Origin of the sequence: Brucella sp. BE17 (assembly GCF_039545455.1) — a bacterium.
Lineage (GTDB): Bacteria > Pseudomonadota > Alphaproteobacteria > Rhizobiales > Rhizobiaceae > Brucella.
Genome location: NZ_CP154467.1, coordinates 776881 through 801861, shown reverse-complemented (window position 1 = coordinate 801861; position 24981 = coordinate 776881). Strand labels below are relative to the sequence as shown.

Below are 24981 nucleotides of genomic sequence, written 5' to 3'. Positions count from 1 at the left end.
TTAGCGAGCCTTGGACTGACGGGCGACATAAGGAATGTCGGCGCGGGAGATGCCCAGATCATTCAGTTCGCGGGTCGAGAGCATGTTCAGCTCGTTGACGGTTTCGCGATAGCGGCGCCAGTTGCTGTAAGAGCGGAGGATGTTCATCTTGATATTCCCTACGGTTGCGAGGAATTCGTCCTCGTTCAATTCATCTTGTCTGTCGCCCATGATATAAGCTATTGTTTTTCCAAGTTGCAGGCCTGAGTTTGCATAGCTGCAATGCGGATGTTGCAGATCAACTTAAATCGATTGAACTGGTCAGGCGGAAAAATGCCACAAAGTGGTTGTTCGCGGCCGGTGAAGACAGAAAAAGCGCGCGGGAGTTATCGTGTCATTCTCTATTTCAGTCGAGCGCCAGATCGCGCGCTGGCAGCAACAAGGTCTTATCGATGCAGAAACGGCATCGCATCTGAAGGCCGATCTCGAAAAGCAGTCGTCGAAATTCAGTCTGGGCTCTGTGCTTGCGACGCTCGGCGGGCTGTTGCTTGGTGCGGCCGTCATCATGCTTGTTGCCGCCAACTGGCAGGATATGCCGCGGCTTATGCGTATCGGGTTGATGTTTGGCTTGATCTGGATCGGTTATCTGGGCGGCGCGTGGCGAGAGTCACGCGGTGACGCCGTCTTTTCGACCGTGCTTTACATGGTGGGGGCCGCGTCCTTTGGTGCGGGTATCGCGCTTGTTGGTCAGATGTACCATCTTTCCGGTGATGTGCATGTCGCAGCGCTTTACTGGGCGTTCGGTGTCCTTGCCGCTGCTTTTCTCATGCGTGCGCCGGCACTGGCCGCGTTCGCCGCAGGTGTTGGCTGCTTTTATCTTATGAGCTTTATTTTTGCCGATACAAGGCTGGGTGATGGCAGTGATCTCTACCGCTGGTTCGGACTGCTGCTTCTGATCGTAGGCGCGGGCGCGGCCCTTTTCACCCGCTCGCGCTTTTCCGCGCATCTTTGGGCGCTCTATGCTATAGGTTGGGCTCTCTTTCTTTATTATGCGGAGGAACGCGGATTTATCCTCGTTGGCATGATCATCCTCGGTCTTGCCTTGATGCTTGCAGACGCTTTCGCTTATGAAACTTTGCAGCGTCTGACCCGGTTTTCACGCCCGCTTGCAGCTTACGGATTGTTGCTTGCGCTGCTCGCTTTGGCGATTTTGCAACTTGATGACATGTTCTCCTATTCGGTTGATCAAACCGGACTGAAGAACGACATATTTTATGGCATCGTGGTTTTGGCGCTTTCAATTGGTGCCATCGCGCTGTGCGGTCGTGACAATGGTGGTTTGCGGTCGCTGGCCTATACGGCTTTTTCGGTTGAAGTGCTTTATCTTGCTTCAGAAACAGTGGGCACGATGATCGGCACTTCGGGGTTCTTCCTGACTGCCGGGGTTCTTGTGCTGTTGCTGGCAGCCTTTGTGCGCCGCATGGAACGACGGTTCGGAAACAGAACGCGTGAGGGGATCGCTGCATGAAAAAGAAATGGCTTTTCATCGGTGCCGCATTGGCCGCCTTGCTGCAAACCGGCTTTCTCTATGCGAGCATAGAGACGCGAGCGTCCATTCTGCGTTCAGGCAGGGAAGTCGTGTTGCAAACCCACCCGGTCGATCCGCGTGATCTGATGCGTGGGGATTATGTCATTCTGGGCTATGATATATCCTCGGTCGACATCAAGGAAATTAAGGGGCAACCGCAGGCGGGTGATAAACGAACAGTTTATGTTGCGCTAAAGCCTGGCACGGATGAAAAATGGCACTTTTCCCGTGCTTCCTTCAATCCGTTTACCGATCTTGACGCTGAGGAAGTGCAGCTGCGCGGCGAGAGCCGTTATGTCATCTCTCCTCATGCGGATCATTCGGTTCCTGTCGCCTATGGCATAGAACGCTATTATGTACCGGAAGGAGAGGGACGTGCCATTGAGGAAGGTCAGCAAGAAAAGCGTATCACAGTGGTTCTGGCTGTAAATGCGAACGGAACCGCCGTTATCAAAGCTCTGCGCGACAATGGACGTCAATTGCATAAAGAGCCGCTTTATTAAACGCTTCTGATTATGATGATAACAATTGGGGAAAGCAGCATTTTTCCTTTGAACCCTGAAAATAGAATGATATAGACACCCGCAGTTTCGGGGGTGACCTCGATAGCGGACGCGAATTTTATTCTTTTGAATGAGGTTCAGTTCGGCGCGGATATGGCGAAATTGGTAGACGCACCAGATTTAGGTTCTGGCGGGAGACCGTGGGGGTTCGAGTCCCTCTATCCGCACCACTTTGTTATTCCTCGTTATCAGATTTTCTGAGCATATTGCATGCCTTTCTAAAGAGGTTGCAGGCGCCTGAAAATGGAACAACGAACGCACGCATTCGTTTTATTCTCTCAAAAAGGAGAATTGAATGCGCAAATCACTGGTATTCTTTGTTCTGGCCTTGGTTGTTATCCTCGGTTTCATCCTCGCGACCCCTTATTATTACGCTGTCACGCCAGAAAATCGAGGCATAGAAACGCAAACCAGTCCTTCGTAACGACAAAAGCCAGGCCAAACGACAAAGCAGTTTTTTGTTTTTTATCGCTTTTGCGCTGAAATGGGAGCCTTCCCGCCTTTGTAATTGTGCATTCGGTTCTTGTCTTTTTCTGGTACTGATTGTAGTAGGTGCGCAAAAGTGTGAGTATGCACCGAAGGGTTTTCGAGCATAGCAGCACATTTTGGGATACGGGCCGGGACACAGAGCCGTCTTTTTTGACGAAGCTCTGCTGAAACGCTTGATAGGGTGGGAATGGATTTGTTCTCATTATCCTGATCCGACAAGCAAAGAATTCTTTCTCGCGATTTGAGGCATGGATGCCGTGGACAGCGGGATAATGGCAAGAAGTGAAGGTTCAAACATGCAGGTTACCGAAACGCTCAATGAAGGGCTGAAGCGCGAGATTAAAGTCGTGGTTCCGGCCGGAGATCTCGAAGCCAAGCTCGCTGAGCGGCTCGAAACGGCCCGTGATCGCGCACGCATCAATGGTTTCCGCCCCGGTAAGGTACCGGCGACCCACCTGCGTAAGATGTACGGCAAGTCCTTCATGGCCGAGATCGTCAACGAAATCCTCAATGATTCGTCGCGTTCGATCCTTGCCGAGCGTAATGAAAAGTCGGCTACCCAGCCGGAAGTCATCATGTCGGAAGACGAAAAAGAGGCCGAAAAGGTTCTCGACGGCAAGGCTGATTTCGTTTTCTCGCTGAACTACGAAGTTCTGCCTGCCATCGAAGTCAAGGATTTCTCCAAGATCGCCGTCACGCGTGAAGTCGTCGATATTTCCGATGAGGAAGTCGATGAACAGGTCAAGCGCGTAGCATCATCGACCCGCACTTTTGAGACGAAGAAGGGCAAGGCCGAAAATGAAGATCGCGTGACGATCGACTATCTCGGCAAAATCGATGGCGAGCCTTTTGAGGGCGGCGCTGATAGCGACGCGCAGCTTGTTCTTGGCTCGGGACAGTTCATTCCGGGTTTTGAAGAGCAGCTCGTGGGCGTAAAGGCCGGCGACGAAAAGGTCATCACCGTCAACTTCCCCGAAGATTACGGCGCAGCGCATCTCGCAGGCAAGGAAGCAACCTTCGACATTACCGTCAAGGAAGTTGCCAAGGCGGGTGAGCTTGAGCTCAACGACGAAACCGCCAAGAAGCTTGGCATCGAGACGCTTGAGCGCCTGCGTCAGGTCGTGCGTGAGCAGATCGAAAGCCAGTACGGCCAGATTACCCGCCAGAAGGTGAAGCGTCAGATTCTGGACGAGCTCGATGGCGACTACCAGTTTGAAACGCCGCAGAAGCTGGTCGATGCAGAATTCAACAATATCTGGCAGCAGATCAATTTTGATCTTCAGCAAGCTGGACGCACATTTGAAGACGAAGACACATCAGAAGAAGCAGCCCGCGAAGAATACCGCAAGCTTGCTGAACGCCGTGTGCGCCTCGGTCTGGTTCTGTCTGAAATCGGCGAAAAGGCTGGCGTTGAAGTTTCGGAAGAAGAACTGCAGCGTGCCGTTTACGATCAGGTTCGCCGCTATCCGGGTCAGGAAAAGGAAATCTACGAATTCCTGCGCAAGACGCCGGATGCTGTTGCCAACCTTCGCGCCCCGATTTTCGAGGAAAAGGTTGTTGACCATCTGCTCGCCAATATCAACGTGACCGACAAGAAGGTCTCGAAGGAAGAATTGAGCGCGGAAGACGAAGACACGACAGACGCAAAGCCCGCAAAGAAGGCTGCGACCAAGAAAGCCGCAGCCAAGAAGGATGAGACCGCCAAGGACGAGCCTAAGAAAAAGGCTGCTCCGAAAAAGAAGGCGGAAGACAAGTCCGAAGAGGCTTGATCCTGATAGCATAATCTGGAAATGGCCGCGCATTGCGCGGCCTTTTCTTTTTCAGCAGCCTGAAAAGCTTGCATCCTTAAGGTGTTTGTTCTAGCCAGTAGGCAATCGATTTTAATTTTTTGACGAGCTAAAATGTCCCTTATTGATACGCGCACTCCTGAGCCAAAACGTTTCATTTCCGGCGCTACCGGTGACTGGGAAGTGGTGATCGGCATGGAAGTCCATGCGCAGGTCACCTCCCAATCAAAACTGTTTTCCGGTGCTTCGACATCGTTTGGTGCAGAACCCAATGCCAATGTGTCTTTAGTGGATGCCGCAATGCCGGGGATGCTGCCGGTCATCAATCAGGAGTGCGTGGCACAGGCTGTGCGCACCGGGCTTGGCCTCAAGGCACAAATCAATCTGAAATCGGTTTTCGACCGCAAGAACTATTTTTATCCCGATCTGCCTCAGGGTTATCAGATTTCTCAGTTCAAGCAGCCGATCGTCGGTGAGGGCAAGATTATGATCTCGGTCGGTCCTGATAATAAGGGCCAGTTTGAGGACGTGGAAATTGGCATCGAGCGTCTGCATCTGGAACAGGATGCGGGCAAGTCTATGCACGACCAGCACCCGACCATGTCTTATGTGGACCTGAACCGGTCCGGCGTGGCGCTGATGGAAATCGTCTCCAAGCCTGATTTGCGTTCATCCGATGAGGCGCGCGCTTATCTGACCAAGCTGCGTACCATCGTACGCTATCTTGGCACCTGTGACGGTAATATGGATGAAGGCTCGATGCGTGCTGACGTCAATGTCTCCGTTCGCAAGCCCGGCGGTGAATTCGGTACCCGTTGCGAGATCAAGAACGTCAACTCGATCCGCTTCGTGGGTCAGTCGATTGAATTTGAGGCGCGCCGCCAGATCGCCATTCTCGAAGATGGTGGCAAGATTGATCAGGAAACTCGCCTGTTTGATCCGATCAAGGGCGAGACGCGCTCCATGCGCTCCAAGGAAGAAGCGCATGATTATCGCTATTTCCCCGATCCTGACCTTCTGCCGCTCGAATTCGATCAGGCTTTTGTCGATACACTCGCAGCCGATCTGCCGGAATTGCCGGATGAGAAGAAGAACCGTCTTGTCGAAAAGCTGGGTATCTCGGTCTATGACGCCTCGATCCTTGTGACCGAAAAGGCGATTGCCGATTATTATGAAGCCGTCGCTTCGGGTCGCGATGGCAAGGCTTCGGCCAACTGGGTCATCAATGATCTGCTCGGTGCGCTCAACAAGGCGGGCAAGAGCATTGAGGAATCACCGCTCAGCCCGGATCAGTTGGGCGCGATTATCGATCTGATCAAGGAAGGCACGATTTCGGGCAAGATTGCCAAGGATCTGTTCGAGATCGTCTGGAACGAAGGCGGCGATCCAAAAGTGCTCGTTGAAGAACGCGGCATGAAGCAGGTCACCGATACGGGCGCGATTGAAAAGGCTGTGGACGAGATTATTGCTGCAAATCCCGAAAAGGTTGAACAGGTAAAAGTCAAGCCGACACTGGCTGGCTGGTTCGTGGGGCAGGTGATGCGCGCAACTGGCGGTAAGGCCAATCCGCAGGCGGTCAATGATCTGGTCAAGGCCAAGCTTGGAATTGAAGAGTAATGTGGGTCAGGAGTGCCACCGAGGCTGATCTTAAAGCCGTGCATGAACTGCTCGTTTCGACATGGCACGCGAGTTTTGACGATATTCTGGGGCGCGAGATGGTGAATGCCGTCACCGCGCAATGGCATTCCCTTGCGGCCCTCAAAGCCAATCTAAAGAAGCCATATTCGGAATTTGTTGTGGCTGATAACGGCGAGGGTGGCATTGACGGTATGGCGTTCGCAAGCCAGAGCGAAGCGGGCAAGGCGTCGCTGCATCAGCTTTATGTGCGCCCCGAGATGCAGGTTCAGGGTATCGGCACCATGCTGCTTGCAGAAATCGAGATGGCTTTCCCCGATGTGCGTTCGATCAGGCTCGAAGTGATCGAGAAAAATACCAAAGCCGTGCAGTTTTATGACCGCAAAGGCTATCAGCGCGTTGGACGCAATGAGGACTGGGGTGTCCCTGTTTGCAAGGAACCGGTTCTGATCATGGAAAAACCGCTTGAAGGCTGGAGCATGTAAGAACTAGCGCGGTCATAGTATTGTGACAGCGGCAACTTGACCCTTGCCTTGCCCCCTCGATAGGGCCATAAGCAAGAAAACCCGGTGGTTATTCACTGCCTGTGGAAATAACGGATCTGGATTGATCATGAAGAAGTTCATCACGCAAGTCTTCACCTGGTGGAATGGCCAGACGCTCGGCACCCGTTTGCATACGTGGCGCAAGGGTGAAAAGGTCGGCGAAGACGAATTCGGCAATGTCTATTATCAGGGTGGCAAGGACTCTGAAGGCCGCACGCGCCGCTGGGTCATCTTCAAGGGCTATGCAGAAGCAAGCGCCATTCCTCCGGGCTGGCATGGCTGGATGCATCATCGCGTCGACACACCTCCGAGCAAGGAAGATTACCAGCCGCGTGATTGGCAGAGAAATCACCATGCCAATCAGACTGGTACACCGTTGGCCTATCGCCCCAAGGGCTCCATTCCCCTGCCGGGAGCACCTGTTGCGGAGCGTCCGCGTGTGACTGGCGAATATGATGCCTGGACGCCAGGAAACTGATGAAAATATTCATCCGGCTTCTATTTGCCGGATGCGCATCTCCGGTATGCTTCGATTGTCGGGAATTATAGGCGTGGGGAGCCTTTTGGTCTGGCGCAACTTGCAGCAGGACCACGAATCGTCACATTTGGTGCCTAGGAATTTTTAGGTTTCACGAACAATTTATACAGGTCTCTGTTTTGACGAAGCATTCCCCTTATGCGGTCGGTAGCGGAAAAAACATGATCGGAAAGGTTGCGCAAGCAGCGTTCATTTCCATTGTGGCTGTTAGCGTCAGTTCTCATGCCGCAAAGGCCGAACGGATTTCCAATCCGGTTGCCGAATTTTCGGGCCTCGATAAGATCACTGGACGCATCACGACTTTCGACGTCTATATCAACGAAACAGTACAGTTTGGTGCGCTTCAGGTGACACCGAAAGTCTGCTATTCGCGTACGGAAGATGAAGCGCCACGCACCGACAGTTTTGTCGAGGTGGAAGAAATTACACTGGATCGCAAAATCCGCCGCATTTTTACCGGTTGGATGTTTGCAGATAGCCCCGGCCTCAATGCCGTAGAGCATCCGATTTACGATGTATGGCTTAAAGACTGCAAACAGGCCTCCAAAGTGCCTGCGCCGCAGAACTGATTACCCTGAGAAAACCTAAAAACGAGCGGAGCCGTCAAGCGCATGCGCGAGTATCTTCTCGTAATCTTTGCGGGGAACCTCTATTGCTCCAAACCGCTCGAGATGTGCTGTGGTGAATTGCGTGTCGAGCAGCACAAAGCCCTGATTGATCAGATGTTCCACCAGAAAAGCGAGACAGACCTTTGAGGCGTCACGCATCCGCGTAAACATGCTTTCACCGAAAAAAGCCCGGCCAAGTGTTACGCCATAAAGCCCGCCGACAAGCTTGCCGTCATGCCAGGCTTCAACAGTATGGCAATGACCGATTTCAAACAGGTCCTGATAGGCTTGCCGGATAGGACGGTTGATCCATGTACGTGCGCGTTCGCCGGGGCCACTGGCACAGCCATCAATAACACCGGCAAAATCGCTGTCGAGCCGGATTTCGAAAATGTTCTGGCGGATGGTTTTTTGCAGGCTGCGTGGAATATGAAAATCATCGAGCGGGATAATGCCGCGCTCTTCAGGCCGCACCCAGAAAACCTCCGGGTCATCTGCCTCTTCCGCCATCGGGAAAACCCCGGTGGAATAAGCGCGCAGGAGCAGTTCCGGGTCGATTTGATGTTCGTCCGGTGCTGCTCCCACACTCACTTTCTTTAAGCGCCTTCGCTTTCGCTCTGGCTTGCCAGGTATTTTTCCAGCCAGTGGATGTCATAGGCACCATTGGCGATATCCTGATTGGAAATCAGGTCCTGGAACAGCGGCAGAGTGGTTTTAACACCGTCAACGACGAACTCGTCGAGCGCACGGCGCAGACGCATCATGCATTCAACGCGGTTGCGCCCATGCACGATCAACTTGCCGATCAGGCTGTCATAATAGGGCGGGATTCGGTAGCCCGAATAAACGCCGGAATCAACGCGAATACCAAGACCGCCCGGCGTATGGTAATGCGTGATGAGGCCTGGAGACGGCGTAAAGTTGCGTGGGTCTTCGGCATTGATCCGGCATTCGATGGCATGGCCCGAAAAGCGCACATCCTTCTGGGTCACCGACAGGCCAAGCCCTGCGGCCACGCGGATCTGCTCATGCACCAGATCAATGCCAGTAATGGCTTCGGTGATCGGATGCTCGACCTGCAAACGGGTGTTCATTTCGATGAAATAGAACTCGCCGTTCTCATAAAGGAACTCGATCGTTCCCGCGCCGCGATAGCCAAGATCAGCCACGGCATTGGCACAGATCATACCGATCTTGTCACGCGCTTCCGCGTTGAGCGCTGGAGAGTTGGCTTCTTCCCAGACCTTCTGGTGACGGCGTTGCAGCGAGCAGTCGCGTTCGCCCAAATGAATAGCATTGCCGGCACCATCGCCCACGACCTGAACTTCGATATGACGCGGCTTTTCGAGATATTTCTCGATATAGACTGCATCATCACCAAAGGCGGCACCGGCTTCCGTGCGTGCGGTGGAAAGTGCCACCGACAGGTCATCTTCGGTTAGCGCCACTTTCATACCGCGACCGCCACCACCGGCTGAGGCCTTGATGATGACGGGATAGCCGATTTCCTTGGCCACGCGAGCGGCTTCGACGTCATCGGTCACACCACCATCCGAACCTGGAACAACCGGAATGCCAAGGCGCTTTGCGGTGCGCTTGGCTTCGATCTTGTCGCCCATGATGCGGATATGCGAAGCGGTGGGGCCAATGAAGGTGATATCATGCGCTTCGAGGATTTCCGCAAATTTGGCATTCTCGGACAGAAAACCATAGCCCGGATGAATGGCATCGGCACCTGTGATCTCGCAGGCAGCGACGATCTGGTGAATGTTCAGATAGCTGTCGCGCGAAGGCGGCGGGCCGATGCACACGCTTTCGTCCGCAAGACGAACATGCATGGCATCCGCATCTGCCGTTGAATGGACCGCGACGGTCTTGATACCCAGTTCCTTACAGGCCCTGAGCACGCGAAGAGCAATTTCACCACGATTGGCTATGAGTATCTTTTGAAACATTGCGTTTTGCTGCCCGTTCATGGAATAAGCCGGTTTTTGATCATTATACGGTTTATTCGATCACGACGAGCGGTTCGCCGAATTCGACAGGCTGCGCGTCATCGATCAGGATAGCCTTGACCGTGCCGCTACGTGGCGAAGCGATCTGGTTCATGGTCTTCATGGCTTCGATGATGAGAAGCGTCTGGCCTTCTTTCACCTGCGTGCCGACTTCGATGAAGTTGCGCGCGCCTGGAGCCGGAGCGAGATAGGCAGTGCCAACCATTGGCGAAGGAACAGCGTTCTTCGACACCTCAGCCTTGGTGGCCTCAGCGGTAGCTGCGGCGACGGGAGCTGCAACGGTGGGGGCGGCGGCTGGAAGAACAGTTGCTGCGGCCTGAACCGTAACATTGCGTGAGACGCGAATGCGCAGATCGCCATGCTCGACTTCGATGTCGGTCAGGTCGGTGTCGTTGAGGATATCCGCGAGGTCACGGATGATTTCCTTGTCGATGACGGAGTTTTTGCTGGACATATCAGGCCCCTTTTACGCTTTGCCCGTTGTGTTCTTCTTGTTTGGCAATTGCCGCGAGTGCGCGCAGACCAAGCAGGTATCCTTCCGGGCCAAAACCGCAGATCACGCCTTTGGCAACGGCAGATACATGGGAGTGATGCCGAAAGGTCTCACGCGCATGAATATTGCTAAGATGCACCTCGACAACCGTAACCTTGGCCGCACGGATGGCATCGTGAATGGCAATCGAAGTATGGCTGTAGGCGGCCGGATTGATCAGGACATAGGCGTCGTTGTCACCTGCTTCCTGAATCCAGTCGACCAACTCGCCCTCGTGGTTGGACTGGCGAAAATCGACATCAAAGCCGAGCGACGGCGCTTCACGCTTGCAGTCTGTTTCGATATCGGCAAGCGTCGCCGCACCGTATATGCCCGGCTCACGCCTCCCCAGGAGGTTGAGATTGGGTCCGTTGAGAATATAAACTCTTTTCGCCATATCCGTCCGCAGTTGATACGCGTTACCACGAAGTTTCAGTCACACTTCGCTTTCCATATAGAGCGCTCGGATGCAAGTCGAAACCCTCTAATTCAGTGGAGATATTCCGCCAAAGTGGTTTTTCCCGATCTTCTTAGGAATATTTCGACTGATTAACAATGTTTTCGATTACCAAACCGTTTCAGTTTTTTGCAGAGCCACGTGCTTCGGCAATTTTTTCGATCAGTCCATCGGCTCCGATGGCGCCGGGAACCAGTTCGTCACCGATGATATAAGACGGCGTGCCGGTAATATTGAGTTGCGTTGCGAGTTGATAGGTCTTTTGGAAAGCACCCGTTATGGCCGGGTCTTTCATCTTTTCACGCAGTGCTTTCTCGTCTGCGCCGAGCTTCACCGCATCGGCAATCGCTGACTCTTCCGTGGCGCGCTCCTGCGCGCCGAGTAAAACGGCATGAAATTCAGGATATTTTTCCGGCATCAAGGCCTTGAATGCCTGTGCCACGACATGCGCATGCAATGAATCTGGTCCGAGAATCGGGAACTCCTTCAACACGAAGCGAACATTTGGGTCGTTTTTCAGGATCGCTTGCATGTCGGGCAGGGCGCGCTTGCAATAACCGCAATTATAATCGAAAAACTCGTAAACAGTGACATCGCCCTCGGGATTGCCAAAGACAGCGTCATGCTTTTCATCATAAAGCGCACTCTTGTTGGTGGCGAGCACCTGCTTGACCTGTGCCTGCGCTTCTGAATTCTGTTTTGTTTCCAGAGCGCTTTGCATTTCAAGAAGAAGTTCCGGGTTTTTCAGAAGATAATCGCGAACGATTGTTTCGACTTGGCTGCGGTCCAACGCGGTTTCCGCGGCTTGGGCAGGAGCCATCATAACAGATGACAAGCTTGCACTCATGGCAACCAGAGCAATGCCACTTGCAAGAGCGATGGAAACTGATGTTTTCATTTTAAATTCCGATCCGTGTCGTATTCACTGGCCGTGTGCCCGGCATTACTTTTTCGATTTTTTGGTGCTGATAATGTCTTGCGCGCGCAGCCAGTCGGAAGAACCCGGCTTCATCTTTTTTTGTGCACGAATGGCAAAAATCTGGGCTTGTTGCAGCTTGCCCGCGTAAAAATTCATATCTGCGCTTGCAAGGTCGGAAAGAGCCGTATCGCCTTGCTGGCCATAGGCTTGCGCCAAGTAACCATAGCCACCCGGAAATTCGGGGTCAGAGGCAATGCCTGCCTTGATCTCCTTAATGGCTGTGGGCATGTTGGCTTTGGCTCCTGTCAGCATTAAGGCGCGACCGTAATTCATACGCAAAAGCGCCGATTTGCGCGGATCGAGCGATACGGCCTTTTGAAAAGCCTTGGCAGCGCCTGCGGCATCATTTGCCTTGATCAGAACTTCACCGCGGATTTCATGGAAGTAGGGATTTTGGGGCTGCTCTTTGATCAGGGCATCGATTTTCGGCAAAGCAGAGCGCGCCGAGCCATTGAGATAGCTGGAAAGGGCATTTCCATAGCGGGCAGCAAGTCCGCCGGGATTGCTTCGGAACATGCGTTGCAGCGCACCCATACTACCGGAATAAGCCGCGATCTTGGCGCGCGCCATATCATGACGCAGTTGCAGAGCAGGCGAATCCGTCTTGTTGAAATAGGGGCTTTTTTTCGCAAGTGTTTCAAGATTTGCAATACGCTCACGCGGCAAAGGGTGGCTGATGCGGTATTGGTCGATCTGGGTTCCGGAAAGCGACAGAGCGGAAGCAAAACGCTGGAACGTATCCAGCATGCCCTTTGTCGATTGTCCCGTGGCGTTGAGATAATTGACCGCCATACGGTCGGCGGTGATTTCCTCGGTGCGCTGATAGCTCAAAAGCGTGCGCATGGCCATTTCGGTGCTGCCGAGCGCAATGCCACCACCGGCACTTGCAGCCGAGCCGCTGCCTGCGGCAGCCCCTGCCACGCCAGCACCGACGCCCAGAAGAGTGCCAATCACAGCCATGGTGCGGGCACGGCTCAACTGTTCACGCAGACGGTCCTGATGCCCACCGGCCAGATGTCCCGCTTCATGTGCAATTACGCCGATGATTTCATTGGGCGTTTCGGACTGCATGATCGCGCCGGTATTAATGAAAATACGGCGTCCATCGACAAAGGCATTGAAGCTTTGCGAATTGACGAGAATCACCCGAACACCGCGGCGGTTGAGTTTTGCCGCTTTGAGAATTGGAGCCGCATAATCGGAAACCAGAGCCTCGATTTCCGCATCACGCACAATAGGCACACCGCGTGATTGCGCGGATGCAGGGGTGACGGCAGTGACGGCAATCGCCATGGCGGAAAATGCCGCCAGCGCACGGCGGGCGATTTGACCGATACAAAAGCGCTTTGTTGTAAACGGCGTCATCGATGCTGCCATGGTGCTCGTCGTCCTTGTCCTGTCTAAAATATCTTGACTGACATGCTTGTCGAGAATTCTTGCGAATCTTATACCCTGCTACACAGGCAGCTTCAAACCATCAAATACGTTCAGAAATGGCTGTTGCTTTACCAATCCGGCGTTTATACGGCGAAGCAGAATATATTGTCCCGTTGTATTGTGGAGGTAAATTTGATCACTCTTTCTGGCCGCAGTCGGGTTGAGCCTTTTCATGCCATGGATGTGCTGGCGGAGGCAAACCGACGCCGTGCTGCGGGGCATGCTATCATCTCAATGGCTGTAGGCCAGCCCGCCGATCCGGCGCCGCAGATCGTGCGTGACGCAGCCGAGCGTGCGCTGAAAGACGGACGCATCGGCTACACCGATGCGCTGGGACTGATCGAACTGCGCGAGGTAATCGCTGCCCATTATGCCGATCATTATGGCGTAGACGTCTCTCCGGGCCGGATTGCCATCACGACCGGTTCGTCGGCAGCTTTCAATCTGGCTTTCATCGTCTATTTCGATCCCGGCGACCGCGTGGCGATCACTCGCCCCGGTTATCCCGCGTATCGCAACATCCTTACGGCGCTGGGGCTCGAAGTGGTGGAGATCGCGACCGGAAACGATGGCGCTCCAGCGCTGACGGCTGATGCATTGGCTGCGGCGCACAAAGAGAAGCCTTTGAAGGGTGTGTTGTTTGCAAGCCCGGCCAATCCGACGGGTACCGAAATTCCAAAGCACGAATTGAAGGCCATCATCGAAACTGCACATGAACTGGGTATCCGGGTCATTTCGGATGAAATCTATCACCGGCTGTCTTATGCGGCAGAGGATGTCACAGCGTTGGAGTTTGCCAATGACATTACGGTCATAAATTCCTTTTCCAAATATTATTGCATGACCGGTTGGCGTATCGGCTGGATGGTGCTGCCCGAAAATGACGTGCGCGCCGTCGAACGGCTGGGCCAGAGCCTCTATATTTCAGCACCAGAACTTTCGCAGCGCGCTGCAATCGAGGCCTTTCACGCAACAGCAGAACTGGAACGCGTCAAGGATCGGTATCGGCAAAACCGTGCAATACTTCTTGAGCATCTGCCGAAAATGGGCCTGAAACTGGCCGCTCCGATGGATGGGGCTTTCTACGCCTATTGCGATGTCTCGCGCTTCACCAATGACAGCATGGACTTTGCCTGGCGGATGATTGCTGAAACCAATGTCGCCGCCACACCGGGCCGTGATTTTGATCCGCTCGATGGTCACCGCACAATGCGCTTTTCCTATGCGGGTAAGGTCGAGAACATGCAGGAAGCCATGCGTCGATTGGAAGAATGGCTTCCGGGGCAGAAATCCTGATTTCATAACAAAAACCGGCGTTTCCGCCGGTTTTTTTATTTGATTTGAAAAAGGGCTTTTAGAAGAAACCCTTCTTCTGCCACCAACCGCCGCGTTTGGGCTTTTGGTCTTCTTTGTCACTTGAAGTCACAACCGGCTCTGCGGGCTTTGCAGGCTCTGGAGTGGCTTCGGGTTCAGGGAGTGCTTCCGGTTCGGCCGCGACCTGCGGGGCGGGTGCTACCTCTGTCGGTGCCGCCTCGACTTCGACGGCAGGCTTCGGAGCCGCCTTACGGGTCCGGCGCTTTGGCTTTTCAGCTTCGACGGGTGCTGCTTCTTCGACGGGTGCCTCTTCAACCTTCTTGCGGGCGCGTGTCTTGCGCGCAGGCTTGGCAGGTTCTTCCTGCACTTCGGTAGCAACGACTTCCTGCTCAGCCTCTTCCGTTTTGGCGGTTTTGCGTGCACGCGGCTTACGGGCCGGTTTTGCAGGCTTTGCGTCTTCCAACGGCGTTTCGACGGCTTCCGTCACCGCGACAGCTTCAACGATCTCGACGATCTTGACTTCCGGTGCTGTTACCTCTTCCGTATGCACCTCAGCTTCCGACTTCACCGGCAGAACAGGCGTATAGCCGACAAATTCAGGCTCTGGCACATGTGTCGCATTGATCTCGTCCTCACGACGGTTCTTGCGACCACCCCGGCGACCGCGGCGACGCTTGCGACGGCGGTCTTCTTCATTGGTCGAAGAGTCCGAAAGGGCATCCGAAGCGCTGTCATCGCTCGCTTCAGCACTGTCTTCAGACGCGCCCGCTTCAGCTGATTGCTCGCGATTATCACGATCGCGTCCACCACGGCGGCGACGGCGACGGCGCTTGTTGCGATCACCATCTTCTTCACGCTCTTCGCGGGGCTGTACATCGACCTTGATGTCGTCTTCGGCCTCATCATCCTCAAGCGGGATTTCCGGGTCTTCGATATCATCTTCATAGACCATCGGCTGCACGGGCTGGATGGTAATCGGACGCGTTGACGGCGCACCTTTTTCGATGACGAATTGCTGATGGCCGACGCTTTCATCGGCATCAATCCTGATCTCGGCGCCAAAACGGCCTTCAAGATCAGCCAGAAGCTGGCGTTTGTTGTTGAGCACGTAAAGTGCCGATGCGGCGGGCGTGCGCACGACGATGTCGTAGCCCGAATGACGCAGCAGAAAATCCTCTATGCCGCGAATGATGTGCAGCGCCATTGAGGAATCCGAGCGGATATGGCCGGAGCCGCCGCAATGCGGGCAGACCTGCATCGTGCTCTCGAGCACGGAAGCGCGGATACGCTGGCGTGACATTTCCAGAAGACCGAAATGCGAGATGCGGCCTACCTGGATGCGCGCACGGTCATCCTTAAGGCAATCCTTCATCTTCTTTTCGACGGCGCGGTTGTTGCGCTTTTCTTCCATGTCAATGAAGTCGACGACAATCAAACCTGCAAGGTCGCGCAGGCGCAATTGCCGCGCCACTTCTTCGGCTGCTTCCAGATTGGTCTGGAGTGCCGTGTCCTCGATAGAATGTTCACGCGTGGAGCGTCCCGAATTCACGTCGATGGCAACCAGCGCTTCGGTCTGGTTGATGATCAGATAGCCACCCGATTTGAGCGTCACCTGCGGCAGCAGCATGCGGTCGAGCTGGGCTTCCACGCCGTTGCGTGTGAAGATCGGCACCGGTTCGCGATAAGGCTGAACAACCTTGGCGTGGCTCGGCATGAGCATGCGCATGAAATCCTTGGCCTCGCGATAACCGTTTTCGCCTGAAACCAGAATTTCTGAAATGTCTTTGTTATAGAGGTCGCGGATCGACCTCTTGATCAGGCTGCCTTCCTCGTAAACGAGGGTGGGGGCTGTCGATTGCAGCGTCAGCGTGCGCACGTTTTCCCAAAGGCGCATAAGATATTCATAGTCGCGGCGCACTTCGGCCTTAGTGCGATTGGCACCCGCCGTGCGCAGGATAACACCCATGCCCTGCGGCACTTCGAGTTCCTTGACGATATCTTTCAGACGCTTGCGATCCTGCGGATTGATGATTTTGCGCGAAATACCGCCGCCACGCGCCGTATTGGGCATCAGCACCGAATAGCGACCGGCAAGTGATAGATAGGTGGTGAGTGCTGCGCCTTTATTGCCGCGCTCTTCCTTGACCACCTGTACCAGAAGAATCTGGCGACGCTTGATTACTTCCTGAATATTGTATTGGCGACGATTGGTTCGGGCATGCGAAGGAAGCTCCTCCAGCGCATCTTCCGAGCCTACCGATTCAACCATGTCTTCTTCGTTCTCGACATCGTCATCATCGCCATTGGAAACGGCCTCCGAAATTACGTCACCTTTGTGCGAAAGGGCACTTGCCGGCGTACCTGGGACGTAATTTTCAAAATCCGGGCCAACAGGTTCTGCCGCAGGTACATTGCTTTCAGAAGCGTTTGCCTGCGCATCGCCATTGCGGCCACCGCGACGACGGCGCCCGCGTGAACGGTCGTTCCGGCTGCCAGAATTCTGGTTCTGGTTCGGGCGCGGCTCGTCTTCGTCGTCTTCATCGCGTGCGGCCTTGGCTTCGGCTTCGAGCAGCGCCAAACGGTCCGCGACCGGAATTTGGTAATAGTCGGGATGGATTTCGGAAAAGGCCAGGAAACCATGACGGTTGCCGCCATATTCCACGAACGCAGCCTGAAGCGACGGTTCGACACGCGTAACCCGTGCCAGATAAATGTTGCCTTTCAGCTGCTTCTTATGTTCCGACTCGAAGTCGAATTCTTCAATCTTGTTACCGCGTGTGACGATGACGCGGGTTTCCTCCGGGTGGGAGGCGTCTATAAGCATTTTGTTGGACATTATTGTCTTTCCTGCCGGCGCGAGGACGTAAGACACCTACGCCGGACGAAGCCCTGAAGGCTTGCGACCTGACTGTTGTGCTGCATCTGCCGGATGGTTCTGGGTTCGTCGGAACAAAAGCCGCTGCCTTCACGCGCGACGGCCTCACGGCGATCACGGTCTTCAGGCTTGCAATGGTCAGTCTTTCTAGACCCATAGCTGTTCCGAGCGAACGACCTCAATATATGACCCGGAATCGGGTCGACCTCTTTGCTCTTTTCGAGCATTAGAATGCTGCGCGTCCGATAGGGCGTACAGGGCATTCTAAATTCACAATCGCGCATCTAAACCTCATGCCGATCTGGCTTTGCGGTCGATGCTGTGGCGATAACGCGTAAAGATGTGTCATCAGCCAATTTGCAAGCGGAGGGCGGGGGGCCACATCTCCACTGAATTCTGTTCACGGTTGACTGGTGTTATAGCGAACAAAGCGCTGTTTTCGCTCTCATTTCTTTCCGATTATTGAAAACCGGCAAATGATTCTGAAAGCTAACCTGTGTAACCTGTATTTGCTTTTATGGTGTCCAATGGAGGAAAACAAGCACGAATATCAGTTGACATGCGCATCGCAATTTTGCCGAAACCTGATTATAGGACTTGATGCGGGAGCCTAATGCCGCTGGCAATCCTTCATTAACCATAATTTTATACGCTTGATTATCTCCGGCTTCACAAAGACATAAAGACACATTGTCGATGGAAGATGGAAACATTCCGAATTTAATGCTGTTCAATAATAATCAGTCGATAGTGGTGGCGATGCATTCTCAAGGTGCTGAAACGGCGAAAAAGCCAAGGGCAGGACTGCTAGGACGAATTGCGATTCTGGCATTGTTCTTGAGCGTCGTCTTCAATGCCGTCTTTGCCATGGCGGCGACAAACGAACCTCTGAGCGCATTGACATTTCGTATAGCGGGCGACGACCTTCGCACGCGCATCGTCGTGATGTTCGACCGGGAACCGCAGATTACGACGCGTCTTTTCAACAACCCGCATCGCCTCGTTGTAGAGTTGCCGGAGACCCGATTCGGCTTTGATGATGAAAGCCTTGTTGCACGCGGTCTGGTTGGAGACGTCCGCTATGGTCTGGCCGGAAAAGGGCGTTCACGTCTTATTCTGACTTTGAACGGTCCGTTCAAGGTTGAAGATCTGCGTGTACTCAAAAATGAAAGTGCTTCCGGCTATCGGCTGGTCGCCGATATCGTCGCCACATCGGATCGCGAATTTGCGCATGAGCTTCAGAGCCGATCTGAGATTACGGGTTCCACTACGACGATATCGCCCGCGCGCGATGGCGGCATTGGCGGGTTGAAAGACGACGATGGTTCGCGTCCCTTCACCGTGATGATCGATCCTGGTCATGGCGGTATCGATGCGGGTGCGGAAAGTTTGAGCGGCATCAAGGAGAAAGAGCTTACACTGGCCTTCGGTTTCGAGTTGCGCGACCGTCTGGAGCAGGAAAAGAACATCAGGGTTTTGATGACACGCGAAGATGATCGGTTTCTGCGCTTGTCGGAAAGGGTCCGTATAGGTCGTCAGCATGAAGCGGATCTTTTCATTTCCATTCACGCAGATACGATCAATCAGCACGATATTCGCGGCGCAACCGTCTATACGATTTCCGACAAGGCATCGGATGCCGTGGCGCGCGCAATGGCGGAGCGTGAAAACAAATCCGACAATCTGGCGGGTGGCGTTACCGAAGAAGTGCCGGAAGTTGCTGATATTCTGCTCGATCTCACCCGGCGCGAAACCCATACGTTTTCGCTAAGTTTTGCCGAAAAGGTCATTCAGAATCTGAAAGGCGAGGTGGGTTTGATCAACAATCCGCATCGCTTTGCGGGATTTCAGGTTCTCCGCGCACCGGATGTGCCTTCAGTGCTGATTGAAATTGGCTATCTCTCCAATGCCGAAGATGAAAAGCTTATCAGCAATCCGCAATGGCGTCAGAAGCTTGCCGATCGTATCGCGCTGGCCATAAAGTCCTATGAGGCAGCGCGTCGCCCGGAAATGCTGACGAAGGGATGACCTCTGCGGCTCAGTTTGCGCAACGGTGCGTATGTGCAACAGTGCCGCCGATTTGCAGGTACCCTCTGGAGGTATCCGCGCTAAAGCGATAAAATAACGAAAATAACCTTGCGTTTGACGCATTTGGTGGTCACTACACCAGCTGGGCCATGCAATTACATGGCGTTTAAGACTTGGTAGAAACGCTTTGACGCGGGTCATTGGACTAATCTGACGGCAGGATTCCGGCAATATGGTAAGGCTTATCGGGTATTTCTTTGGAATCGGAACGGTACTGGCGCTTTTGGCCGCCGGCGGCGTTGCTATTTACATTGGAAACATTAGCAACGATTTGCCCGACTATGAGTTGCTGGCGAAGTATGAACCGCCGGTCATGACGCGTGTTCACGCTTCTGATGGCAGTCTCATGGCTGAATTCGCCCGCGAACGACGGTTGTATCTGCCGATACAGGCCGTACCCAACGGTGTGCGCGCAGCGTTTATTTCCGCAGAAGATAAATCTTTTTACGAGCATCACGGTCTTGATTTTGGTGGCCTTTTGCGCGCGGTCATCACAAACGTGAAAAATATGGGCACCGGACGACGGCCTGTCGGCGCCTCTACCATCACACAGCAGGTGGCAAAGAATTTCCTTCTATCTTCCACCCAGACTTATGATCGCAAAATCCGCGAAGCTATTCTGGCCATGCGCATCGAGCAGGCCTATTCGAAAGATCGTATTCTCGAACTTTACCTCAACGAGATTTTCTTCGGTCTTGGTTCTTATGGCATCGCGAGCGCGGCTTTGACTTATTTCGACAAGCCGGTCGGCCAGTTGAGCATCGCCGAAAGCGCGTATCTTGCAGCTCTCCCCAAAGGTCCGAATAATTATCACCCGTTTCGCCAACAGGAGCGCGCTATAGAGCGCCGCAACTGGGTGATCGACCGCATGGCTGAAAATCGCTATATTTCGAACGAGGAGGCGGAGGAAGCCAAGGCACAGCCGCTTGGCGTGACCCCTCGTACGGCTACGCACTATCTGGTCGCTTCAGAATATTTTACCGAGGAAGTGCGCCGCCAGATTATCCAGAAATATGGCGTGGATGCGCTGTATGAAGGTGGTCTCTCTGTGCGCTCGACAGTCAATCCGACCTTGCAGGTCGATGCTCAGAAATCGCTTCGATCCGCGTTGCTGCGTTTTGATGAAGCACGTGGCTGGCGCGGTCCCACGAAGCATGTCGAACTAGGCAATGACTGGGGTTCGGCTTTCGGTGATATGCGGGCCTTTTCGGATGTTCCCGAATGGCAGCTCGCCGTCGTGCTTAATGTTTCTGCGGCTGGAGCGGATATTGGCATACAGCCGAAACTTGAAGCATCAGGTTCTCGAAGCAAAGAGCGTATGCGTGCCTTCATCGCTGCCGATGATATGAAATGGGCGATGCGCGTCATGAATATCAACGGCAAGCGCAGCAGCGCAAAGTCGCCCGAAGGAGTCCTCAATCCGGGTGACATTATTTATGTTTCTAAGAAGGATGACAATTCTTACCGGTTGCAACAGCCTCCGAAACTCGGAGGTGCCATGGTTGCAATGGATCCGCATACCGGCCGTGTTCTTGCTATGGTGGGTGGGTTTTCTTTCGCAGAATCAGAATTCAATCGCGCGACGCAGGCCTATCGCCAACCCGGATCGTCGTTCAAGCCATTCGTTTATGCCGCCGCGCTCGACAATGGTTATACACCTGCGTCCGTTGTGCTTGATGGTCCGCTTGAGGTCAATCAGGGGGGCTCGCTGGGTGTATGGGCTCCGAAAAACTATTCCGGAAAGTTTTCCGGACCGTCCACGCTTCGTTACGGTATTGAACAGTCCCGTAACGTCATGACCGTGCGCCTCGCGCAGGATATGAGCATGAAAGTGGTTGCCGAATATGCCGAGCGTTTCGGTATATACGACAAGATGCTGCCCGTGCTTTCCATGTCGCTTGGTGCTGGCGAAACCACGGTTTTGCGTATGGTGACCGCCTATTCGATCATCGCCAATGGTGGGCAAAGCATAACGCCGTCGATGATTGACCGAATCCAGGACCGTTACGGCAAGACCGTCTTCAAGCATGACGGTCGTGTTTGCGAGGGCTGTAATGCGCGGGAATGGTCCAATCAGGATGAGCCAACGCTGATTGACAACCGTGATCAGGTTCTTGACCCGATGACGGCCTATCAGATTACTTCTATGATGGAAGGTGTAGTACAGCGCGGTACGGCACAGCTCCTTAAAAGCCTTGATCGTCCAATCGCTGGCAAAACCGGCACGACCAATGACGAAAAAGATGCGTGGTTCGTGGGCTTTACGCCTGATCTGGTGGTCGGCGTCTTCATGGGCTACGATACGCCAACATCGCTCGGACGCGGCAGTACGGGCGGCGGACTGGCAGCTCCGGTGTTCAAATCCTTCATGCAGGAGGCTCTGGCCGGAACGCCGAAAGTTGATTTTCGTGTGCCGGAAGGCATGACGCTGATTGCGATCAATCGCAAGACGGGCATGCGCACCAGTGATTCCGATCCGAACCGCATCATGGAGGCCTTCAAGCCTGGAACAGGGCCATCGGACAGCTATTCGGTGATTGGTATGGGAGACTACCGCGAAGGCGCGCCAGTTTCTCCAAAGTCGCCGCAGGCGACGCGAGCCATCAATTCCGGTTCTGGCGGCCTCTACTAATACCCGGAAGAGCGGTTCAAACGATTGCATTTAAACCGCTACCGCTTTGCGAGGCTTTTTCCTTTACACCGTAGCGCACCCTCACTATGGTCCGCCGCGCTCGGGTCATCGATCCGGTATCGAAATCGTGTGGCTGCTTTCGCTGCCCCGTTTCGTAAATCAATTTGAACTAAAAGGACGATTTACCCATGCGCGCGGAAATCGAGACGCTGGTCGACGAAATCCAGCAGGCCATAAGCCTGCTGAGGAGGCATCTTTGACTGGGATCAGGCAATCAAACGTCTGGGCTATCTGAACCAGAAAGCCGAAGATCCCACACTTTGGAATGATGCATCCGAAGCCCAGAAGTTGATGCGTGAACGTCAGCAGCTGGAAGATAGCATCACTGGCATCAATCATCTGACACAGACGCTTAATGACAGCATCGAACTCATCGCCATGGGCGAGGAGGAAGACGATAAGTCAATCATCGTAGACGCGGAAAATACGATCCGCGAACTGAAAGCAGAAACCGACAGTCGCCAGATCGACATGCTGCTGTCCGGTGAAGCGGACGCCAACGATACCTATGTCGAAGTGCATGCCGGTGCAGGCGGCACGGAAAGTCAGGACTGGGCATCGATGCTTCTGCGCATGTATACGCGCTGGGCGGAACGCAATGGCCGAAAGGTCGATGTCATGGAAGTCCATGATGGAGAAGAAGCTGGGATCAAATCCGCAACCATTCTCATCAAGGGACATAATTCCTACGGCATGATGAAGACAGAATCGGGTGTGCATCGTCTGGTGCGTATTTCGCCCTATGATTCCAATGCCCGCCGCCATACCTCGTTTGCCAGTATCTGGGTTTATCCGGTCATCGACGACAATATCGATGTTCAGGTAACCGAATCCGATGTGCGCATTGATACCTATCGTGCCTCCGGCGCGGGCGGTCAGCACGTCAATACGACCGATTCTGCCGTGCGTATCACACACATCGCCACAGGTATCGTCGTGCAGTGCCAGGCCGAGCGCTCACAGCATAAAAATCGTGAAAAAGCCTGGTCTATGCTGCGTGCCCGTTTATACGAACACGAGCTGAAGAAGCGTGAGGAAGCGAGCGATGCGGCCAATGCCTCCAAGACCGATATTGGCTGGGGACATCAGATCCGATCCTACGTGCTTCAACCCTATCAGTTGGTGAAAGATTTGCGAACCGGCGTTGAAAGTACCAATCCGCAGGAAGTGCTGGATGGGACGGTAACGCCCTTCATGGAAGCAGCACTGGCGCATCGAATCCACGGTGGCGCAGAACTCATCGAGGATATCGAGTAAGTCGTTACTTGCTAAATAAATTTATAAAGAAACAGCTCTATCATTCTGTTTTTTATATTTTTATGAATTTAAGAAAGCTGGCCTTTGGGCCGGCTTTTTTTTAATCATTGTCGCGGTCAGATGGCGTCTGCGTCCGTGCAAGATTTCCTTTGGAAAAGGTGTAGCCGGTTTCAACGGCTTGAAGACCGAACTTGTCACGAAGCCGGTCTATAGCCCCTTCGGCGACGGCACGCTTGGTGGCCTGTACATCGACGAGGTCGGGCTGATCAGCGCGTTCATTGGAGGAAAGATCGCTGACGCCTATGCCAAGCAGGCGAAAGCGTGTGCCGTCCAGCTCCTTTTCCAAAAGTTGCAGGCCGTGGCGAAAGATGCGGTCGGCCAGTTGTGTGGGGTCGGAAAGCTGCCGGTTACGGGTGCGCAGCTTGAAATCATTGGTCTTGAGCTTGAGAACGACGGTTTGCCCGGCGATCTCGCCTGACTTCAGTCGTCTTGAGACTTTTTCACACAGCGCCCGCAGAACAGGTACCAGATCGTCAGCTTGCGACAGATCGCTGTTGAAAGTGGTTTCTGCCGAAATGCTCTTCATTTCATGCTCAGGCTCAACTCGGCGGCTATCCTGCCCGCGTGATAGCCTGTAGAGGCGTTGCCCCATTGTGCCATAGGCTTTCATCAGCGCACCTTCTTCCATGGTCTGTAACTGACCGATGGTGCGGATGCCATCGCTTTGCAGTTTTGCGACAAAGGCCTTGCCTACGCCCCATATCATGCCGACCGGCTTGTCACGCAGGAAAGTTAACGCCTCAGCTTCGCCGATCAGCGAAAATCCGCGCGGTTTTTCGAGATCCGAGGCAACCTTGGCGAGATATTTGCAATAGGAGAGCCCCACAGAGGCAGAAATGCCGATTTCATTCTCAATGCGCCTGATAAAGCGTGCCAGAACAACGGCAGGTGGCGCTTTGTGCAGACGTTCAGTGCCAGCGAGATCCAGAAATGCCTCGTCGATACTGAGCGGCTCAACGAGCGGCGTCAAATCCCGCATCATCTGGCGTATTTCCCGCCCGACACTGGAATATTTTTCCATATTGGGTTTTATGACTATCGCGTCGGGACAGGCTTCGAGCGCCTTGAACATCGGCATTGCCGAGCGCACGCCGTGTATACGTGCAATGTAGCAGGCCGTGGAGACCACCCCGCGCTTGCCGCCGCCGATGATCAGCGGCTTGTCGCGCAGGTCTGGATTGTCGCGCTTTTCTACGGACGCGTAAAATGCATCGCAGTCGATATGGGCGAGGGACAGGCGGTAGAGTTCCGGATGACGGATAAGGCGCGGGCTGCCGCAAATGTTGCATCGACGCGCGGACGCACGCTTTTGCGGCGACTGACAATCGCGGCAAAAGCCGTGTTCTGGTTCGTTTTCAGCAAAGCCTTCGGCCATCATATTGAAAGTCATATCGGTATCAGATCGTTGCAAGCGAGTAGGGCTTGTGACGAACATAAAAGGAACAGGCTATTTATAACATTAATCTGATTTTAGGCTAGCGCTGAAGACAAGCTCTGCGCAATGCTCTTGACAATCGCGACGATATCACCAAGTCTAGCGTCA

Annotated in this window: 21 protein-coding genes, 1 tRNA gene and 1 pseudogene; 14 read left to right on the top strand and 9 right to left on the bottom strand. The window is 53.9% G+C overall.

Annotation, left to right across the window (positions count from 1 at the left end):
* Nucleotides 1–147, bottom strand: a complete 147-nt coding sequence (locus AAIB41_RS03935) for a DUF1127 domain-containing protein (protein WP_343314807.1) — start codon at nucleotides 145–147, stop codon at nucleotides 1–3.
* A gap of 223 nt (nucleotides 148–370) precedes the next feature.
* Between AAIB41_RS03935 and AAIB41_RS03930 the strand changes: the two genes are divergently transcribed.
* The 9 genes from AAIB41_RS03930 (at nucleotide 371) to AAIB41_RS03890 (ending at nucleotide 7693) form a co-directional block, all read left to right on the top strand.
* Nucleotides 371–1507 (top strand): DUF2157 domain-containing protein, encoded by a 1137-nt coding sequence (locus AAIB41_RS03930; RefSeq protein ID WP_343314307.1) that lies wholly within the window; start codon nucleotides 371–373, stop codon nucleotides 1505–1507.
* Nucleotides 1504–2070, top strand: a complete 567-nt coding sequence (locus AAIB41_RS03925) for a GDYXXLXY domain-containing protein (RefSeq protein WP_343314306.1) — start codon at nucleotides 1504–1506, stop codon at nucleotides 2068–2070. The genes AAIB41_RS03930 and AAIB41_RS03925 overlap by 4 nt, the downstream gene beginning before the upstream one ends.
* A gap of 147 nt (nucleotides 2071–2217) precedes the next feature.
* A tRNA-Leu gene (locus tag AAIB41_RS03920) sits at nucleotides 2218–2300 on the top strand.
* 125 nt (nucleotides 2301–2425) lie between these two features.
* Nucleotides 2426–2554, top strand: a complete 129-nt coding sequence (locus AAIB41_RS03915; RefSeq protein ID WP_343314305.1) for a hypothetical protein — start codon at nucleotides 2426–2428, stop codon at nucleotides 2552–2554.
* Nucleotides 2555–2915: 361 nt separating this feature from the next.
* A complete protein-coding gene (gene tig / locus AAIB41_RS03910) occupies nucleotides 2916–4388 on the top strand; it encodes a trigger factor (RefSeq protein WP_343314806.1) in 1473 nt (490 codons plus the stop codon).
* Nucleotides 4389–4520: 132 nt separating this feature from the next.
* Nucleotides 4521–6023, top strand: coding sequence for an Asp-tRNA(Asn)/Glu-tRNA(Gln) amidotransferase subunit GatB (gatB, locus tag AAIB41_RS03905; protein ID WP_343314304.1), 1503 nt, complete (start codon nucleotides 4521–4523; stop codon nucleotides 6021–6023).
* Nucleotides 6023–6526 carry a GNAT family N-acetyltransferase gene (locus tag AAIB41_RS03900; protein WP_343314303.1) on the top strand — a complete coding sequence of 168 codons (504 nt, stop codon included), beginning with the start codon at nucleotides 6023–6025 and terminating at the stop codon, nucleotides 6524–6526. Before gatB ends, AAIB41_RS03900 begins: the two co-directional genes overlap by 1 nt.
* Before the next feature lie 127 nt (nucleotides 6527–6653).
* A complete protein-coding gene (locus tag AAIB41_RS03895) occupies nucleotides 6654–7064 on the top strand; it encodes an NADH:ubiquinone oxidoreductase subunit NDUFA12 (RefSeq protein WP_343314302.1) in 411 nt (136 codons plus the stop codon).
* A gap of 164 nt (nucleotides 7065–7228) precedes the next feature.
* Nucleotides 7229–7693, top strand: a complete 465-nt coding sequence (locus AAIB41_RS03890) for a DUF2155 domain-containing protein (protein WP_343314805.1) — start codon at nucleotides 7229–7231, stop codon at nucleotides 7691–7693.
* A 15-nt stretch (nucleotides 7694–7708) separates the two neighbouring features.
* Here AAIB41_RS03890 and aat read toward each other — a convergent pair whose 3' ends face one another.
* From aat to AAIB41_RS03860, 6 genes are all read right to left on the bottom strand, one after another.
* Nucleotides 7709–8278: a leucyl/phenylalanyl-tRNA--protein transferase gene (gene aat, locus AAIB41_RS03885; protein WP_343314804.1), complete on the bottom strand. Its 570-nt coding sequence runs from the start codon at nucleotides 8276–8278 to the stop codon at nucleotides 7709–7711.
* Nucleotides 8279–8328: 50 nt separating this feature from the next.
* Entirely contained in the window at nucleotides 8329–9687 is a 1359-nt protein-coding gene (accC, locus tag AAIB41_RS03880; RefSeq protein WP_343314301.1) for an acetyl-CoA carboxylase biotin carboxylase subunit, read from the bottom strand.
* Nucleotides 9688–9739: 52 nt separating this feature from the next.
* Complete coding sequence (accB, locus tag AAIB41_RS03875; protein ID WP_343314300.1) at nucleotides 9740–10201, bottom strand: acetyl-CoA carboxylase biotin carboxyl carrier protein; 462 nt, start codon at nucleotides 10199–10201, stop codon at nucleotides 9740–9742.
* 1 nt (nucleotide 10202) lies between these two features.
* Nucleotides 10203–10676: a type II 3-dehydroquinate dehydratase gene (gene aroQ, locus AAIB41_RS03870; protein WP_343314299.1), complete on the bottom strand. Its 474-nt coding sequence runs from the start codon at nucleotides 10674–10676 to the stop codon at nucleotides 10203–10205.
* Between the two features lie 181 nt (nucleotides 10677–10857).
* Nucleotides 10858–11634, bottom strand: a complete 777-nt coding sequence (locus AAIB41_RS03865) for a DsbA family protein (protein ID WP_343314298.1) — start codon at nucleotides 11632–11634, stop codon at nucleotides 10858–10860.
* Nucleotides 11635–11679: 45 nt separating this feature from the next.
* On the bottom strand, nucleotides 11680–13092 hold the full coding sequence (locus AAIB41_RS03860; RefSeq protein WP_343314297.1) for a M48 family metalloprotease: 1413 nt from the start codon (nucleotides 13090–13092) through the stop codon (nucleotides 11680–11682).
* 192 nt (nucleotides 13093–13284) lie between these two features.
* Here AAIB41_RS03860 and AAIB41_RS03855 point away from each other — a divergent pair, with 192 nt between their 5' ends.
* On the top strand, nucleotides 13285–14448 hold the full coding sequence (locus tag AAIB41_RS03855; protein WP_343314295.1) for an aminotransferase class I/II-fold pyridoxal phosphate-dependent enzyme: 1164 nt from the start codon (nucleotides 13285–13287) through the stop codon (nucleotides 14446–14448).
* A 58-nt stretch (nucleotides 14449–14506) separates the two neighbouring features.
* Here the strand turns inward: AAIB41_RS03855 and AAIB41_RS03850 are convergent, their stop codons facing one another.
* Nucleotides 14507–17302 carry an Rne/Rng family ribonuclease gene (locus AAIB41_RS03850; protein ID WP_343314294.1) on the bottom strand — a complete coding sequence of 932 codons (2796 nt, stop codon included), beginning with the start codon at nucleotides 17300–17302 and terminating at the stop codon, nucleotides 14507–14509.
* A gap of 2 nt (nucleotides 17303–17304) precedes the next feature.
* On the opposite strand from AAIB41_RS03850, the pseudogene AAIB41_RS03845 reads away from it, so the two are divergent.
* From AAIB41_RS03845 to prfB, 4 genes and pseudogenes are all read left to right on the top strand, one after another.
* Nucleotides 17305–17490: pseudogene (locus AAIB41_RS03845) on the top strand (hypothetical protein); the annotation flags it as partial.
* 718 nt (nucleotides 17491–18208) lie between these two features.
* The gene (locus tag AAIB41_RS03840; protein WP_343314803.1) at nucleotides 18209–19369 is read left to right on the top strand and encodes an N-acetylmuramoyl-L-alanine amidase; all 1161 of its coding nucleotides are present in this window, start codon (nucleotides 18209–18211) and stop codon (nucleotides 19367–19369) included.
* 232 nt (nucleotides 19370–19601) lie between these two features.
* Nucleotides 19602–22061, top strand: coding sequence for a penicillin-binding protein 1A (locus AAIB41_RS03835; protein WP_343314293.1), 2460 nt, complete (start codon nucleotides 19602–19604; stop codon nucleotides 22059–22061).
* A 188-nt stretch (nucleotides 22062–22249) separates the two neighbouring features.
* A protein-coding gene (gene prfB, locus AAIB41_RS03830) for a peptide chain release factor 2 (RefSeq protein ID WP_343314292.1) occupies nucleotides 22250–23378 on the top strand; the annotation gives its coding sequence in 2 pieces (ribosomal slippage) (nucleotides 22250–22318 and nucleotides 22320–23378; 1128 coding nt in all).
* A gap of 100 nt (nucleotides 23379–23478) precedes the next feature.
* On the opposite strand, the gene AAIB41_RS03825 is transcribed toward prfB, so the two are convergent.
* Nucleotides 23479–24813: a DNA polymerase IV gene (locus tag AAIB41_RS03825; RefSeq protein WP_343314802.1), complete on the bottom strand. Its 1335-nt coding sequence runs from the start codon at nucleotides 24811–24813 to the stop codon at nucleotides 23479–23481.
* Nucleotides 24814–24981: the final 168 nt, after the last annotated feature.